Below are 14,970 nucleotides of genomic sequence, written 5' to 3' on the forward strand. Positions count from 1 at the left end.
TTTTTTATAGAGGGTTTCAGCTAGGAACCTCTGATATTCATTTATGTACGATGAATAGAATATACCATATATTAGTTAAAATCAAGGTCAGGATAATGACAATGCCTTTAAAGTTTTAGCTACATCCAATACATATTATAAAAATAAAACACATTTAGAACGGAGTATACAATGATTCTAGTCATAGATAATAATGATTCATTTACATATAATTTAATAGACTATATTAAGACTCAAACGAAACTAACAGTTCAAGTTGTTGGTATTGATAATCTGCTGATAGAAGACATCATTAATATGAAGCCAAAAGCAATTGTTATTTCACCTGGGCCGGGTAATCCGGATGATTATCCTATCTTGAATGAAGTGTTAGAACAATTTTATCAGCGTGTACCTATACTAGGTGTATGTTTAGGATTTCAATGTATCGTGTCTTATTTTGGTGGGAATATCATTCACGGCTATCATCCTGTACACGGACATACTACACAGTTACGCCATACCAATGAAGGTATTTTTCAAGGACTGCCTCAAAATTTCAATGTAATGCGTTATCATTCATTAATTGCTGACGGAGCGACTTTTCCAAATTGCTTAAAGATTACAGCAAAAAATGATGAAGCGATTATTATGGCATTTGAGCATATTACATATCCGGTTTTTGGTGTGCAATATCATCCTGAATCTATTTTGAGTGAATACGGTTATCGACAAGTTGAATTATTTTTATCGAAGGTAGGTGAATACTGTGAGAATAGAATATAATTATCGCTACTACTTAACTGAAAATGAATATAAGCAATACCATATTCAATTAAAGGGATTTATAAAGAAGTATGTTGCCACTAAGTTGGCTGATGTGGGAGAAGTGATACACTTTGCACAAGCGCAGCAACGACAAGGTAGATATGTTTCGTTATATTTAAGTTACGAAGCGGCAAAGTATTTTAATCATGTTATGTGTACACATTCATTAGCTAAAGATGATATTTATGCAGTAGCTTATAGTTTTGAAAAAGCGGAAAGCATAAATTCAACATATGAACATCAAACTTCTTATGTATCAAAGCATCATTTTTCATTTGTTGAATCTTCTGAGGTTATGATGACTAATATTAAACGTGTCCAACAAGCAATTGTTGAAGGGGAAACGTATCAAGTGAACTATACGGCGCGCTTAACGGATAACATTTATTATCCTATTAGTACTTTATATGAACGATTAACTCAATTTAGTAATGGTAATTATACTGCGTTATTACAAACAGATGAAATCCAAGTAGCGTCTATCTCACCAGAATTATTTTTTCAAAAAGGACAATTTAACAATGTCGATAACGTTATCATAAGCAAACCGATGAAAGGGACAATGCCTAGAGGTAAAACGGAAGCTGAAGATCAACAGTATTATAAAACATTACAAACTTCTTCGAAAGATCGTGCAGAAAATGTCATGATTGTTGATTTACTAAGAAACGATATAGGGAGAATATCACAGAGTGGCTCAATTAAGGTGTATAAACTATTTTTCATTGAGGCATATAAAACTGTATTTCAAATGACTTCGATGGTAAGTGGAACTTTAAAAACTAATACAGACTTAACTCAAATTTTAACATCGTTATTTCCTTGTGGTTCGATTACAGGTGCACCGAAACTGAATACAATGAAATATATTAAACAATTAGAAAGTTCACCTCGTGGTATATACTGCGGAGCAATTGGACTATTACTTCCAACTGAAGATGATAAAATGATTTTTAATATTCCAATTCGTACTATTGAGTATAAATATGGACAAGCGATTTATGGAGTCGGAGCAGGTATTACAATTGATTCTAAGCCAAAAGATGAAGTAAATGAATTTTACGCAAAAACCAAGATTTTGGAGATGTTATAATGCAATTATTTGAAACAATGAAAATTGATAATGGACATATCCCTAGACTTATTTATCATACTAATCGCATAAAATGTTCTTCTGAGCGATTAAACTTTAAATTTGATGAACATGCATGGCGAAATGAATTAAACGATGTAACAACAAAGTATCACAGTGGCCAATATAGACTTAAAATCGTATTACATGCTGAAAGCGAATTCGAAACGAAAGTGTCACCTTTACCTGAGAAAAGTAGTTTTACAGCAAAATTTCAAGTGTTGCCCAAAGCAGTTAATCCAACTTTTATAAATAATAAAACGACAGAACGAAAGCATTTATCACACAATCATGAAACAGATTTAATATTGCTAACTTCAGAGGACGGCAAGGTCCTTGAATTTGATATTGGCAACATTGTCATTGAAGAGGATGGAAAATGGTACACACCAAGTTATAAAGATGATTTCTTAAAAGGATGCATGCGTGATTATTTAATAGATAGTGACAAACTTGTTGAAAAAGACTTTAATAAAAACGAATTGATTTATAAATATCATAACAATGAGATACGTTTATTTTTGATAAATAGTTTACGAGAGGTTGCCGATGTCCACCTTTGCCTTTAAAATTAGTATGATAATAATGTAGAAAATGAAGTGAAAACAAATTTAAAAATTAAATGGGGCCAAATATGATTATTGTTTATATTGTGCTGTTGTTAATTCTTGTATACGTAAATTATCGATTAGTGAATCGATTGCTATCTGAAAATAGAATATATGTTGTTCGTTTGATAGCAACAATTACTACTGTTATAAGCTTTATCCTTGTATACGCATTAATTCACGAACTCATGCCTTTTGTTGTGCGAGCAATGGATTTAATGTATCACCAGTAAATTTAGTGAGTAGGTAAAATGAACTATTCAATCGATTCTATAATTAAAAATCAAAGTAAATTAACCAAATATTGAAGAGGTGTACAAATGAAAATATATAGTCAAGGTGACCAAGCCATTGTAGTCGCAATTGAAAAAGAAGTATCTAAAAGTTTAACCGAAGATTTATTAACACTTCGCTCATATTTAATTGAACAAAAATATCCATTTATTATAGAAATTGTGCCATCAGAATCAGACATGATGATTGTCTATGACGCAAGGGATATGATTAAACACCATAATATACAATCACCTTTTTTATACATGAAAGCACTAATAGAATCGATTCATTTAAACATAAAACATGATTTTAACCAGCAAGATTTGATTGAAATACCAATTGTGTATGGTTCGAAATATGGTCCGGATTTAGAATCACTTTTAAAACATTACAAAATCAAGCTAGAAACATTTATTGAATTACACTCTAAGGCGCAATATTTTGTTTCGATGATGGGATATTCACCTGGGTTTCCTTATTTAACTGGATTAAATAAGAAATTGTATATTAATCACACGAGTAAACAGAAAAAATTCATTCCAGCTGGTTCTGTAGTACTTGAAGGGAAAAAATGCGGTATTGTAACTACGGATACAATTAATGATTGGTTAGTTATTGGTTATACACCATTATCACTTTTTAATCCGAAAGAATCAGATTTCGCACGCTTAAAGTTAGGCGATAATATTAAATTTAGACCTATCAATGAAAATGAATTAGAAGTAGGAGCGTTTAAAGATGTCAATCATAATTGAAAAAAGTGGCTTATTCAGTAGCTTTCAGGACTTTGGTAGAAGGGGATATGAACATGATGGTGTAATTCCATGTGGTGCACTTGATACTTTAGCACATGAAATTGCTAATCGATTAGTTGCAAATGACAAGAATGAAGCAACTTTGGAAATGACTAATAAAATGGCAACGATTCGTTTTACAGAATCTACGCTGATTGCATTAGCAGGGGGTAATGTCAAAGCTTACACTGAGCATATGACTATATCTCCATATAAATTGTATTTGTTAGATAAAGGCGATGTTTTAAAATTTAGAGAAACAAGTTATACATCGCGAGTGTATTTAGCTGTGGGAGGCGGATTTGAATTAGATGCATGGTTAGGATCTAATTCAACCGACTTTAATGTAAAAATTGGTGGTTTTAAAGGTAGAACATTACAAGATGGCGATGAAATAAAGCTTAAGAGAGATTATACAGCTCGTCATCATAAGTTATTTGAAAACCTTACTCACACGAAACAAACAGATTGGGGTATTGATGGATACGCCTTGTCATTTAATTATATGTCTGATGTATTTCATGTCGTTAAAAATAAAGGTACGGAAGATTTTAAAGAAGATGCCATTCAAAGATTTGTGAAACATGATTATAAAGTAACGAGCAAAGCAAATCGCATGGGGATGATGCTTGAAGGTGAAAAAATCAAAGCTTTTTATGAAGATATGCCACCGTATCAGACTGTCAAAAAAGGAACGATACAAATTAAGCGTGATGGCACACCTATTATCTTATTAAATGATCATTATACGCTAGGTAGCTACCCGCAAATCGGTACAATCGCAAGTTATCATTTAACGAAATTAGCACAAAAACCACAAGGATCACGTTTGAAATTTCAATTTATAGATATTTTAACGGCTGAAAAGAACCTTGTTAAGTATAGTAACTGGTTAAACCAATTATTCCATGGAATAGAATATAGAATGCAATTAGAAATGATGAAATAATATTTGGTACGTAGCTCATACTAGAGTCCGATGCAAATAATTTCCTCCTAATGTATAATGAAATAATACTGTGTTTTATCTGCGAAATGTATCATATTCTAATTCGTTTCACAGTAAAATGAAAAGAGAAAGTGTGTTTTTACTTGAATTTTGACTAAAATTACTCTATATTTATTAATTGAGCTATGCTTATTATTACAATTTGATTACAAATTTTAAATTTGTTAATTGAATGATAATTTTAAATAAAGAAACTTACACAAGCAAATATGAGTTGTAGCCCAAAATACTTGTTAAATCAAAGTTGAAAGCTACAAATAATGAAAATTATAAACTTGAATCTGAAAGTAATTACTATAATTATGACAATGTTAACTTTTAAACGCACTTATTAATTAACTACATAATGTTAATATCTAATTTATTCAAGTACTTTCGCAAGATTTATTATCTAAATAACGGGGGAAAGAATCATGAGTTCACAAAAAAAGAAAATTAGTCTTTTTGCGTTCTTCTTATTAACCGTAATAACGATTACCTTGAAGACGTATTTTTCTTATTATGTTGATTTTTCTTTAGGTGTTAAAGGTTTAGTACAAAACTTAATATTATTGATGAATCCTTATAGTTTAGTAGCACTGGTTTTAAGTGTGTTCCTATTCTTTAAAGGCAAAAAAGCATTTTGGTTCATGTTCATAGGCGGCTTCTTATTGACGTTCCTATTATATGCCAATGTTGTGTACTTTAGATTCTTCTCGGATTTTTTAACGTTTAGTACTTTAAACCAAGTAGGTAACGTAGAATCTATGGGTGGTGCGGTTAGTGCATCATTCAAATGGTATGACTTTGTTTATTTCATTGATACGTTAGTTTACTTATTCATTTTAATATTTAAAACAAAATGGTTAGACACAAAAGCATTTAGTAAGAAATTTGTTCCTGTCGTAATGGCGGCTTCAGTAGCATTATTCTTCTTAAACTTAGCTTTTGCTGAAACTGATAGACCAGAATTATTAACACGTACATTTGACCATAAATATTTAGTGAAATATTTAGGACCGTATAACTTTACAGTATACGATGGTGTTAAAACTATCGAAAATAATCAACAAAAAGCGTTGGCATCTGAAGATGACTTAACAAAAGTATTAAATTACACGAAACAACGTCAAACAGAGCCTAACCCAGAATATTATGGGGTGGCAAAGAAGAAAAATATTATTAAGATTCATTTAGAAAGTTTCCAAACCTTCTTAATTAATAAAAAGGTTAATGGTAAAGAAGTAACACCGTTTTTAAACAAATTATCAAGTGGGAAAGAGCAATTCACATACTTCCCTAACTTTTTCCATCAAACAGGTCAAGGTAAAACATCTGACTCTGAATTTACAATGGATAACAGTTTATACGGTTTACCGCAAGGTTCTGCCTTTTCATTAAAAGGAGATAATACGTATCAGTCATTGCCAGCAATTTTAGATCAAAAGCAAGGCTACAAATCTGATGTCATGCACGGTGACTATAAAACATTCTGGAACAGAGACCAAGTATATAAACACTTTGGTATCGATAAATTCTATGATGCAACATACTATGACATGTCAGATAAAAACGTTGTAAACTTAGGCTTGAAAGACAAAATTTTCTTTAAAGATTCTGCTAATTATCAAGCTAAGATGAAATCACCATTCTATTCTCATTTAATTACATTGACTAACCACTATCCATTCACATTAGATGAAAAGGATGCAACTATTGAGAAGTCAAACACAGGTGATGCAACAGTTGATGGTTATATTCAAACAGCGCGTTATTTAGACGAAGCATTAGAAGAATATATTAATGACTTGAAGAAAAAAGGATTATATGACAATTCAGTGATTATGATTTATGGTGACCACTATGGTATCTCTGAAAACCATAACAATGCCATGGAAAAACTATTAGGTGAAAAAATCACACCGGCTAAATTTACAGATTTAAACAGAACTGGTTTCTGGATTAAAATCCCTGGTAAATCTGGTGGTATCAATAATGAATATGCTGGTCAAGTCGATGTAATGCCAACAATTTTACATTTGGCTGGTATAGATACGAAGAACTATTTAATGTTCGGTACTGATTTATTCTCTAAAGGTCATAATCAAGTAGTTCCATTCAGAAATGGTGACTTTATAACAAAAGATTATAAATATGTTAATGGTAAGATTTATTCTAATAAAAATAATGAACTCATAACTACTCAACCAGCTGATTTCGAAAAGAATAAAAAGCAAGTTGAAAAGGATCTCGAAATGAGTGACAACGTGCTTAATGGTGATTTGTTTAGATTCTACAAAAATCCAGACTTCAAAAAGGTAAATCCTTCGAAGTATAAATATGAAACAGGACCTAAAGCAAACTCTAAAAAATAATATCTAAACACGAACTCGGATTGATAAAATATCAATCCGGGTTTTTATTATGTTCTTTTATATTATGTTTTACATTATATGTGTTGATAAAAAGGTATATTATAAAGATCATTAGCATAGTCATCAAAGCCTTATCAATTTTTATTTATAGTTGAAGCAACAATATATTAAATTATGACACTTAACGGTATCGATTTCTTTTGATTTCAAAAAGGTGTATAATGTATAGAACTGATTTAAGTACGTAGAGATTTCAACAGAAGAAGGAAGATGGGTATGGAAGCATATAAAATTGAACATTTAAATAAATCTTATGCCGATAAGACTATATTCGATAACCTAGATTTATCAATTTCAGAAGGTGAAAAAATAGGTTTGGTAGGCATTAATGGTACAGGGAAAAGTACGTTGTTAAAAGTAATTGGTGGTATTGATGATGATTTTACAGCCAATGTTATGCATCCAAATCAATATCGAATTCGATATTCGTCTCAGAAACAGGACCTTAATGAAGATATGACAGTTTTCGATGCAGTATTAAGTTCTGATACAACAACTTTACGTATCATCAAGCAATATGAGCAGGCAGTACAAGCTTATGCGGATGACCAAAGTGATAAATTGTTCAAGCGAATGATGGATGCGCAAGATGCTATGGATCAACATGATGCTTGGGACTATAACGCTGAAATTAAAACAATTCTCTCAAAACTAGGTATACATGATACCACTAAATACATTAAAGAATTATCCGGCGGACAACAAAAACGTGTTGTACTTGCTAAAACATTAATAGAACAACCAGATTTATTGTTATTAGATGAACCTACGAACCATTTAGACTTCGAATCAATCAGCTGGTTGATCAACTATGTGAAGCAATATCCTCATACAGTTTTATTCGTAACCCATGATCGATATTTTTTAAATGAAGTTTCCACTAGAATTATTGAACTAAACAGAGGTAAGTTAGCGTCATATCCTGGTAACTATGAATCTTATATTGAAATGCGCGCTGAAAGAGAAGTAACACTTCAAAAGCAACAACAAAAACAACGAGCTTTATATAAGGAAGAACTTGCTTGGATGAGGGCTGGAGCTAAGGCTCGTACTACAAAGCAACAAGCTAGAATTAATCGATTTAATGACCTAGAAAATGAAGTTAACCAGCAATATAAAGACGATAAAGGTGAATTGAATCTTGCTTATTCAAGATTAGGTAAGCAAGTGTTTGAATTAGAAGACTTATCAAAGGCTATTAATGATAAAGTATTATTTGAACATCTAACGGAAATTATTCAAAAAGGTGAGCGTATTGGTGTTGTTGGGCCAAATGGAGCTGGTAAAACAACACTCTTAAATATTTTGAGTGGAGAAGACCAACAATTCGAAGGTAAATTGAAGACTGGGCAGACGGTTAAAGTAGCTTATTTTAAGCAAACAGATGAGACCCTGGATAGAGATATTCGTATGATTGATTATTTAAGAGAAGAAAGTGAGATCGCAAAAGAAAAAGATGGAACCTCGGTATCTATTACACAACTTCTTGAACGATTTTTATTTCCAAGTGCCACTCATGGTAAAAAAGTTTATAAATTATCTGGTGGAGAGCAAAAGCGTTTGTATTTATTACGTTTACTCGTACACCAGCCAAATGTTCTGTTGTTAGATGAACCGACAAATGATTTAGATACTGAGACTTTAACAATACTTGAAGATTATATTCATACTTTCGGTGGTACAGTGATTACCGTAAGCCATGATCGTTACTTCTTAAATAAAGTTGCACAGTCATATTGGTTTATTCATGATGGTCAGATGGAAAAGATTATAGGAACTTTTGAAGATTATGAAAATTATAAAAAATCATTAGATAAAAATAAATCTACATTGAAGCAACAATCTAAATCTTCTACAACTGTACGTAAGAAAAATGGGTTATCATATAAAGAAAAATTAGAATATGAACAATTGATGAAACGCATAGAACAAGCGGAAGTAAGAATAGAAGAAATTGATGTGCTCATGATTGAGGCAAGTGCAGATTATGGGAAAATTAAAGAATTAAACGAAGAAAAAGAACAACTTGAAATTCAATATGATTTAGACATCACAAGATGGAGTGAGTTAGAAGAAATTAAAGAACAACAATAAGGGGTCAATTTATGATGCAACAAACATTATCGCATTACTTTGGGTATGAAACGTTTCGACCAGGACAAGAAGAAATTATTAGCAAAGTATTAGACCATCGTAATGTGCTTGGTGTCTTACCAACTGGTGGAGGTAAGTCTATATGCTATCAAGTACCAGGTTTATTGTTAGGTGGTACAACAATTGTAATAAGTCCACTAATATCATTAATGAAAGATCAAGTGGATCAATTAAAAGCGATGGGAATTCAAGCTGCTTTTTTAAATAGTAGTTTGACTCAAAAAGAGCAACAACGTATTGAAAAAGCATTATCAAATGGAGAAATTCAATTTTTGTATGTTGCACCAGAACGATTTGAAAACCGATATTTTTTAAATATGCTTCAGCGTATAAAGATTCACTTAGTCGCGTTTGATGAAGCGCATTGTATATCTAAATGGGGGCATGATTTCAGACCGAGTTATCAAAACGTCATTTCTAAAGTATTTACGTTACCTCAAGATTTTACAATAATAGCGTTGACAGCAACTGCCACGGTTGAAGTACAGCAAGATATTAGAGAAAAGTTAAATATCGCTCAAACTGATCAAATTAAAACGAGTACTAAGCGTAGAAACTTAATTTTTAAAGTAAATCCTACTTATCAACGTCAAAAATTTATATTGGATTATATTAAAACACACGATGAAGATGCAGGTATTATTTATTGTTCTACACGTAAGCAAGTTGAAGAGCTTCAAGAAGCCTTAGAAAGCCAGAAAATTGAAAGTGTTATATATCATGCAGGTTTGAGCAATAAAGAAAGAGAAGAAGCGCAGAATGATTTCTTATTTGATCGTGTTAAAGTAGTCGTTGCTACAAATGCTTTTGGTATGGGTATTGATAAATCCAATGTACGTTTTGTTATTCATTATAATATGCCTGGAGATTTAGAATCTTATTATCAAGAAGCGGGTCGTGCAGGTCGTGATGGGTTGAAAAGTGAATGTATTTTGTTATTTAGCGAACGCGATATCAATTTACACGAGTATTTTATAACAGTCTCTCAAGCTGATGATGACTATAAAGATAAAATGGGCGAAAAGTTAACTAAAATGATTCAATATACAAAAACAAAAAAATGTTTAGAAGCAACAATTGTCCATTATTTTGAACCGAATGAAAAATTAGAAGAATGTGAACAATGTAGTAATTGTGTTCAACAAGATAAATCATATAATATGACACAAGAAGCTAAGATGATTATTAGTTGCATCGCTCGTATGAAACAACAAGAGAGTTATAGTGTTATCATTCAAGTGCTAAGAGGAGAGTCAACAGATTATATTAAGTATAAAGGTTATGATCAAATTTCAACCCATGGTTTAATGAAAGGTTACACAACATCAGAATTAAGTCACTTAATAGATGAATTAAGATTCAAAGGGTTCTTAAATGAAAATGATGAAATATTAATGTGTGATACTTCAATTAAAAAATTACTCAGTAATGAAGTAGAAGTATTCACAACACCATTTAAGCAAAAAGCGACTGAAAAAGTATTTATAAATACGGTTGAAGGGGTTGACCGAGTATTATTCAGTCAGTTGGTAGAAGTTCGTAAAAAGTTAAGTGACAAATTAACGATAGCACCTGTAAGTATATTTTCTGATTACACGTTGGAGGAATTTGCTAAACGTAAGCCTGCTTCGAAACAAGATATGATTAATATTGATGGCGTAGGTAGTTACAAATTAAAACATTATTGTCCAGCATTTTTAGAAACGATTCAAAATTATAAAGCTAAAGTATAGTGAAGGCACCTAGTAAGCATTCCTTGTTTTACTGGGTGTTTTTTTGAATTCAAGGTAAAATAACACTATTTCTTAACTGGAGATTACCTATTATTCATTATTTTGTTAAAAAAGTTCAAGGATAAATCATTTAAGTTTGAAAATTGTAATAAACGTGGTTAAATAGGGAATACATACATATAATCTCGGTTTTATGCTATGAGAAAAAAAGAGGTGGCAAAGTGATTAAGTTTAAAAATGTAACTAAGCGTTATGGCAAACATGTTGCTGTCGATAACATTAGTTTCGATATTAATGAGGGTGAATTTTTTGTACTAATTGGACCTTCAGGTTGTGGAAAAACTACGACATTAAAAATGATTAATCGACTCATTCACTTAAGTGAAGGTTATATTTATTTTAAAGATAAACCAATAAGTGATTATCCAGTATATGAAATGCGTTGGGATATTGGATACGTATTGCAGCAGATTGCATTATTCCCACATATGACAATCAAAGAAAATATTGCACAAGTGCCACAAATGAAAAAGTGGAAAGAAAAAGATATAGATAAAAGAGTAGATGAATTACTTGAAATGGTTGGATTAGAACCTGAAAAATATAAAAACAGAAAACCTGATGAATTGTCAGGGGGACAACGACAACGTGTAGGAGTTATACGTGCGTTAGCAGCTGATCCACCAGTTATTTTAATGGATGAACCGTTTAGTGCATTAGACCCAATCAGCCGAGAAAAACTTCAAGATGATTTAATTGAATTACAAACTAAAATTAAGAAGACAATCATATTTGTTACACATGATATTCAAGAGGCGATGAAACTTGGTGATAAGATTTGTCTTTTGAATGAAGGTCATATTGAACAAATTGACACACCAGAAGGATTTAAAAATAATCCTCAAAGTGAATTTGTTAAACAATTTATGGGTAGTCATTTAGAAGATGATGCGCCATGTGTTGAAGAGAACGCAATTATCCGTGACTTGGATATTATGAAACCAATCGATGAGGTTACATCTATGAGCGCTTATCCAATTGTTTATGACAATCAACAAATTGAAGTATTGTATCAACATTTATCAGAGAGCGAGCGTGTCATTGTCATGCAAGAAGATAGCGTAGGTCAATATGTTATTGATAGGAAAGATATCTTCAAATATTTGTCCCAGAAAAAGGAGGTAGCTCAACATGACTAACTTTTTCGACATATTGAGTGAACGTAAGGGGCAACTATTTTCGACAATGATAGAACATATTCAAATATCATTTATCGCATTATTGATTGCAACTGCTATTGCGGTACCATTAGGTATTTTATTGACGAAGACTAAAACGATATCTGAAATCGTAATGAATATTGCGGCAATTCTTCAAACCATACCATCGTTGGCATTATTAGGTTTAATGATTCCTTTATTTGGTATCGGTCGTGTGCCAGCAATTATCGCACTTGTAGTGTATGCGTTGTTACCAATTTTAAGGAATACGTATACTGGAATTAAAGAAGTTGATCCATCACTCATTGAAGCGGCTAAAGGTATAGGAATGAAGCCATTTAGACGTTTAACTAAAGTTGAACTTCCAATTGCAATGCCTGTTATAATGGCTGGTGTAAGAACGGCTATGGTATTAATTATAGGTACAGCAACACTAGCAGCATTAATTGGTGCAGGCGGACTAGGAGATTTAATTTTATTAGGTATAGACCGTAACAATGCATCATTGATATTATTAGGTGCAATTCCAGCAGCCTTATTGGCAATTATATTTGATTTAATTTTAAGATTTATGGCTAAATTATCTTATAAAAAGTTATTGATGACGTTAGGTGTTATAGTGATGATTATTATACTGGCCATCGCTATTCCTATGTTTGCACAAAAAGGTGATAAAATTACGTTAGCTGGAAAGCTTGGCTCCGAGCCTTCGATTATTACAAATATGTATAAAATTTTAATAGAAGAAGAGACCAAAAATACTGTAGAAGTGAAAGATGGTATGGGCAAAACAGCATTTTTATTTAATGCTTTAAAATCTGACGATATAGATGGGTATTTAGAGTTTACTGGAACAGTTTTAGGTGAATTAACAAAAGAACCATTGAAGTCAAAAGAAGAGAAAAAAGTTTATGAACAAGCTAAGCAAAGTCTTGAAAAGAAATATCAAATGACTATGTTAAAACCAATGAAGTATAACAATACGTATGCTTTAGCTGTAAAACGTGATTTTGCTAAACAACATAATATACGTACAATTGGTGATTTAAATAAGGTTAAAGATCAACTTAAACCAGGATTTACATTGGAATTTAATGATCGTCCAGATGGTTACAAAGCTGTTCAAAAGGCTTATAATTTAAATTTAGATAACATACGTACAATGGAACCTAAGTTGAGATATCAAGCGATCAATAAAGGTAATATTAATTTAATAGATGCATATTCAACTGACGCTGAATTAAAACAATATGATATGGTTGTGTTAAAAGATGATAAGCACGTATTTCCACCATATCAAGGAGCACCATTATTTAAAGAAAGCTTTTTAAAGAAACATCCAGAAATTAAGAAACCGTTAAACAAACTAGAAAACAAAATATCTGATGAAGATATGCAAATGATGAACTATAAAGTAACAGTTAAAAATGAAGACCCATATACAGTTGCGAAAGATTATTTAAAAGCAAAAGGGTTAATCAAATAACGACCAACGCCACATAAGATGAGGGGCACGCCATTATATCTTATGTGGCGTTGTTATATTTAAATCTATAATTATGTTCAATTTAAACATGCAATAATGATTAAAAAATATGACATGTTAAACACAATGTAAGTTATTATGATGTGAAAATAGTAGCATTGCATTTTAGAAACATAGAGCGATATAATGAATATAAGTTTTTTAAAATTTCAGTTAATTCTAAGGAGGTTGTTTTTATTATGAAAGAACAACTTAATCAACTATCAGCATATCAGCCTGGTTTATCTCCAAGGGCATTGAAAGAAAAGTATGGCATTGAAGGAGATTTATATAAACTTGCATCAAATGAAAATTTGTATGGACCATCGCCTAAAGTTAAAGAAGCGATATCAGCACACTTAGATGAGTTATATTATTATCCTGAAACAGGATCACCGACATTAAAAGCGGCGATTAGTAAACATTTAAATGTAGATCAATCACGCATTTTATTTGGTGCGGGATTAGATGAAGTTATATTAATGATTTCTAGAGCAGTATTAACGCCAGGGGATACTATTGTTACAAGTGAAGCGACATTCGGTCAATATTATCACAATGCGATTGTTGAATCAGCTAATGTGATACAAGTACCTTTAAAAGATGGTGGCTTCGATTTAGAAGGCATTTTAAAAGAAGTTAATGAAGATACGTCATTGGTATGGTTATGTAATCCAAATAATCCTACAGGTACATATTTTAATCATGAGAGCTTAGATTCGTTTTTATCTCAAGTACCTCCACATGTACCAGTAATTATAGAGGAAGCTTATTTTGAATTTGTGACAGCAGAGGACTACCCGGATACACTTGCTTTGCAACAAAAATATGACAATGCATTCTTATTACGTACATTTTCAAAGGCGTATGGATTAGCGGGTTTACGTGTAGGATATGTGGTAGCAAGCGAACATGCGATTGAAAAATGGAACATCATTAGACCACCATTTAATGTGACACGTATATCTGAATACGCAGCAGTTGCAGCACTTGAAGATCAACAATATTTAAAAGAGGTAACACATAAAAATAGTGTTGAACGCGAAAGATTTTATCAATTACCTCAAAGTAAGCATTTCTTACCAAGTCAAACGAATTTTATATTTGTAAAAACAAAGCGGGTAAATGAACTTTATGAAGCACTTTTAAATGTAGGGTGTATTACGCGACCATTTCCAACTGGTGTTAGAATTACAATTGGTTTTAAAGAACAAAATGATAAAATGTTAGAAGTTTTATCAAACTTTAAATACGAATAGTAAGTGTTGTCACATTGTATAAAAATGTGCCAAAATGCA

Annotated in this window: 12 protein-coding genes; all 12 read left to right on the top strand. The window is 31.6% G+C overall.

Annotation, left to right across the window (positions count from 1 at the left end; translation table 11 throughout):
* Window positions 1–171 precede the first annotated feature (171 nt).
* The 12 genes from IDG45_RS05870 to hisC all read left to right on the top strand — a co-directional run bounded on the left by IDG45_RS05870 (window position 172) and on the right by hisC (window position 14,931).
* The gene (locus tag IDG45_RS05870; RefSeq protein ID WP_000604509.1) at window positions 172–765 is read left to right on the top strand and encodes an anthranilate synthase component II; all 594 of its coding nucleotides are present in this window, start codon (window positions 172–174) and stop codon (window positions 763–765) included.
* Window positions 749–1,900, top strand: a complete 1,152-nt coding sequence (locus IDG45_RS05875) for a chorismate-binding protein (protein WP_001217797.1) — start codon at window positions 749–751, stop codon at window positions 1,898–1,900. Before IDG45_RS05870 ends, IDG45_RS05875 begins: the two co-directional genes overlap by 17 nt.
* Window positions 1,900–2,508: an aminotransferase class IV gene (locus IDG45_RS05880; protein WP_001175770.1), complete on the top strand. Its 609-nt coding sequence runs from the start codon at window positions 1,900–1,902 to the stop codon at window positions 2,506–2,508. Before IDG45_RS05875 ends, IDG45_RS05880 begins: the two co-directional genes overlap by 1 nt.
* 65 nt (window positions 2,509–2,573) lie before the next feature.
* Window positions 2,574–2,780, top strand: coding sequence for a hypothetical protein (locus IDG45_RS05885; protein WP_001790169.1), 207 nt, complete (start codon window positions 2,574–2,576; stop codon window positions 2,778–2,780).
* Between the two features lie 87 nt (window positions 2,781–2,867).
* Complete coding sequence (locus IDG45_RS05890; RefSeq protein WP_000708686.1) at window positions 2,868–3,578, top strand: 5-oxoprolinase subunit B family protein; 711 nt, start codon at window positions 2,868–2,870, stop codon at window positions 3,576–3,578.
* Complete coding sequence (locus IDG45_RS05895) at window positions 3,562–4,566, top strand: 5-oxoprolinase subunit C family protein (protein ID WP_070023555.1); 1,005 nt, start codon at window positions 3,562–3,564, stop codon at window positions 4,564–4,566. The genes IDG45_RS05890 and IDG45_RS05895 overlap by 17 nt, the downstream gene beginning before the upstream one ends.
* Before the next feature lie 473 nt (window positions 4,567–5,039).
* Window positions 5,040–6,980, top strand: a complete 1,941-nt coding sequence (ltaS, locus tag IDG45_RS05900; protein ID WP_000098285.1) for a polyglycerol-phosphate lipoteichoic acid synthase LtaS — start codon at window positions 5,040–5,042, stop codon at window positions 6,978–6,980.
* Between the two features lie 270 nt (window positions 6,981–7,250).
* Window positions 7,251–9,134, top strand: a complete 1,884-nt coding sequence (locus IDG45_RS05905) for an ABC-F family ATP-binding cassette domain-containing protein (RefSeq protein ID WP_072358024.1) — start codon at window positions 7,251–7,253, stop codon at window positions 9,132–9,134.
* An 11-nt stretch (window positions 9,135–9,145) separates the two neighbouring features.
* A complete protein-coding gene (gene recQ / locus IDG45_RS05910; RefSeq protein WP_000983677.1) occupies window positions 9,146–10,927 on the top strand; it encodes a DNA helicase RecQ in 1,782 nt (593 codons plus the stop codon).
* Between the two features lie 221 nt (window positions 10,928–11,148).
* On the top strand, window positions 11,149–12,126 hold the full coding sequence (locus tag IDG45_RS05915; RefSeq protein WP_000589246.1) for an ABC transporter ATP-binding protein: 978 nt from the start codon (window positions 11,149–11,151) through the stop codon (window positions 12,124–12,126).
* On the top strand, window positions 12,119–13,633 hold the full coding sequence (locus IDG45_RS05920) for an ABC transporter permease/substrate-binding protein (RefSeq protein WP_000180991.1): 1,515 nt from the start codon (window positions 12,119–12,121) through the stop codon (window positions 13,631–13,633). The genes IDG45_RS05915 and IDG45_RS05920 overlap by 8 nt, the downstream gene beginning before the upstream one ends.
* Window positions 13,634–13,872: 239 nt before the next feature.
* Window positions 13,873–14,931, top strand: coding sequence for a histidinol-phosphate transaminase (gene hisC, locus IDG45_RS05925; RefSeq protein WP_206171570.1), 1,059 nt, complete (start codon window positions 13,873–13,875; stop codon window positions 14,929–14,931).
* Window positions 14,932–14,970 lie beyond the last annotated feature (39 nt).

The sequence above is a fragment of the Staphylococcus sp. EG-SA-10 genome, assembly GCF_017151945.1.
GTDB lineage: Bacteria > Bacillota > Bacilli > Staphylococcales > Staphylococcaceae > Staphylococcus > Staphylococcus aureus.

Coding starts and splice junctions, on each gene's coding strand:
- IDG45_RS05920 (WP_000180991.1), top strand. CDS start 12,119: ATGACTAACTTTTTCGACATATTGAGTGAACGTAAGGGGCAACTATTT.
- IDG45_RS05880 (WP_001175770.1), top strand. CDS start 1,900: ATGCAATTATTTGAAACAATGAAAATTGATAATGGACATATCCCTAGA.
- IDG45_RS05870 (WP_000604509.1), top strand. CDS start 172: ATGATTCTAGTCATAGATAATAATGATTCATTTACATATAATTTAATA.
- ltaS (WP_000098285.1), top strand. CDS start 5,040: ATGAGTTCACAAAAAAAGAAAATTAGTCTTTTTGCGTTCTTCTTATTA.
- IDG45_RS05905 (WP_072358024.1), top strand. CDS start 7,251: ATGGGTATGGAAGCATATAAAATTGAACATTTAAATAAATCTTATGCC.
- IDG45_RS05890 (WP_000708686.1), top strand. CDS start 2,868: ATGAAAATATATAGTCAAGGTGACCAAGCCATTGTAGTCGCAATTGAA.
- IDG45_RS05885 (WP_001790169.1), top strand. CDS start 2,574: ATGATTATTGTTTATATTGTGCTGTTGTTAATTCTTGTATACGTAAAT.
- IDG45_RS05895 (WP_070023555.1), top strand. CDS start 3,562: ATGTCAATCATAATTGAAAAAAGTGGCTTATTCAGTAGCTTTCAGGAC.
- recQ (WP_000983677.1), top strand. CDS start 9,146: ATGATGCAACAAACATTATCGCATTACTTTGGGTATGAAACGTTTCGA.
- hisC (WP_206171570.1), top strand. CDS start 13,873: ATGAAAGAACAACTTAATCAACTATCAGCATATCAGCCTGGTTTATCT.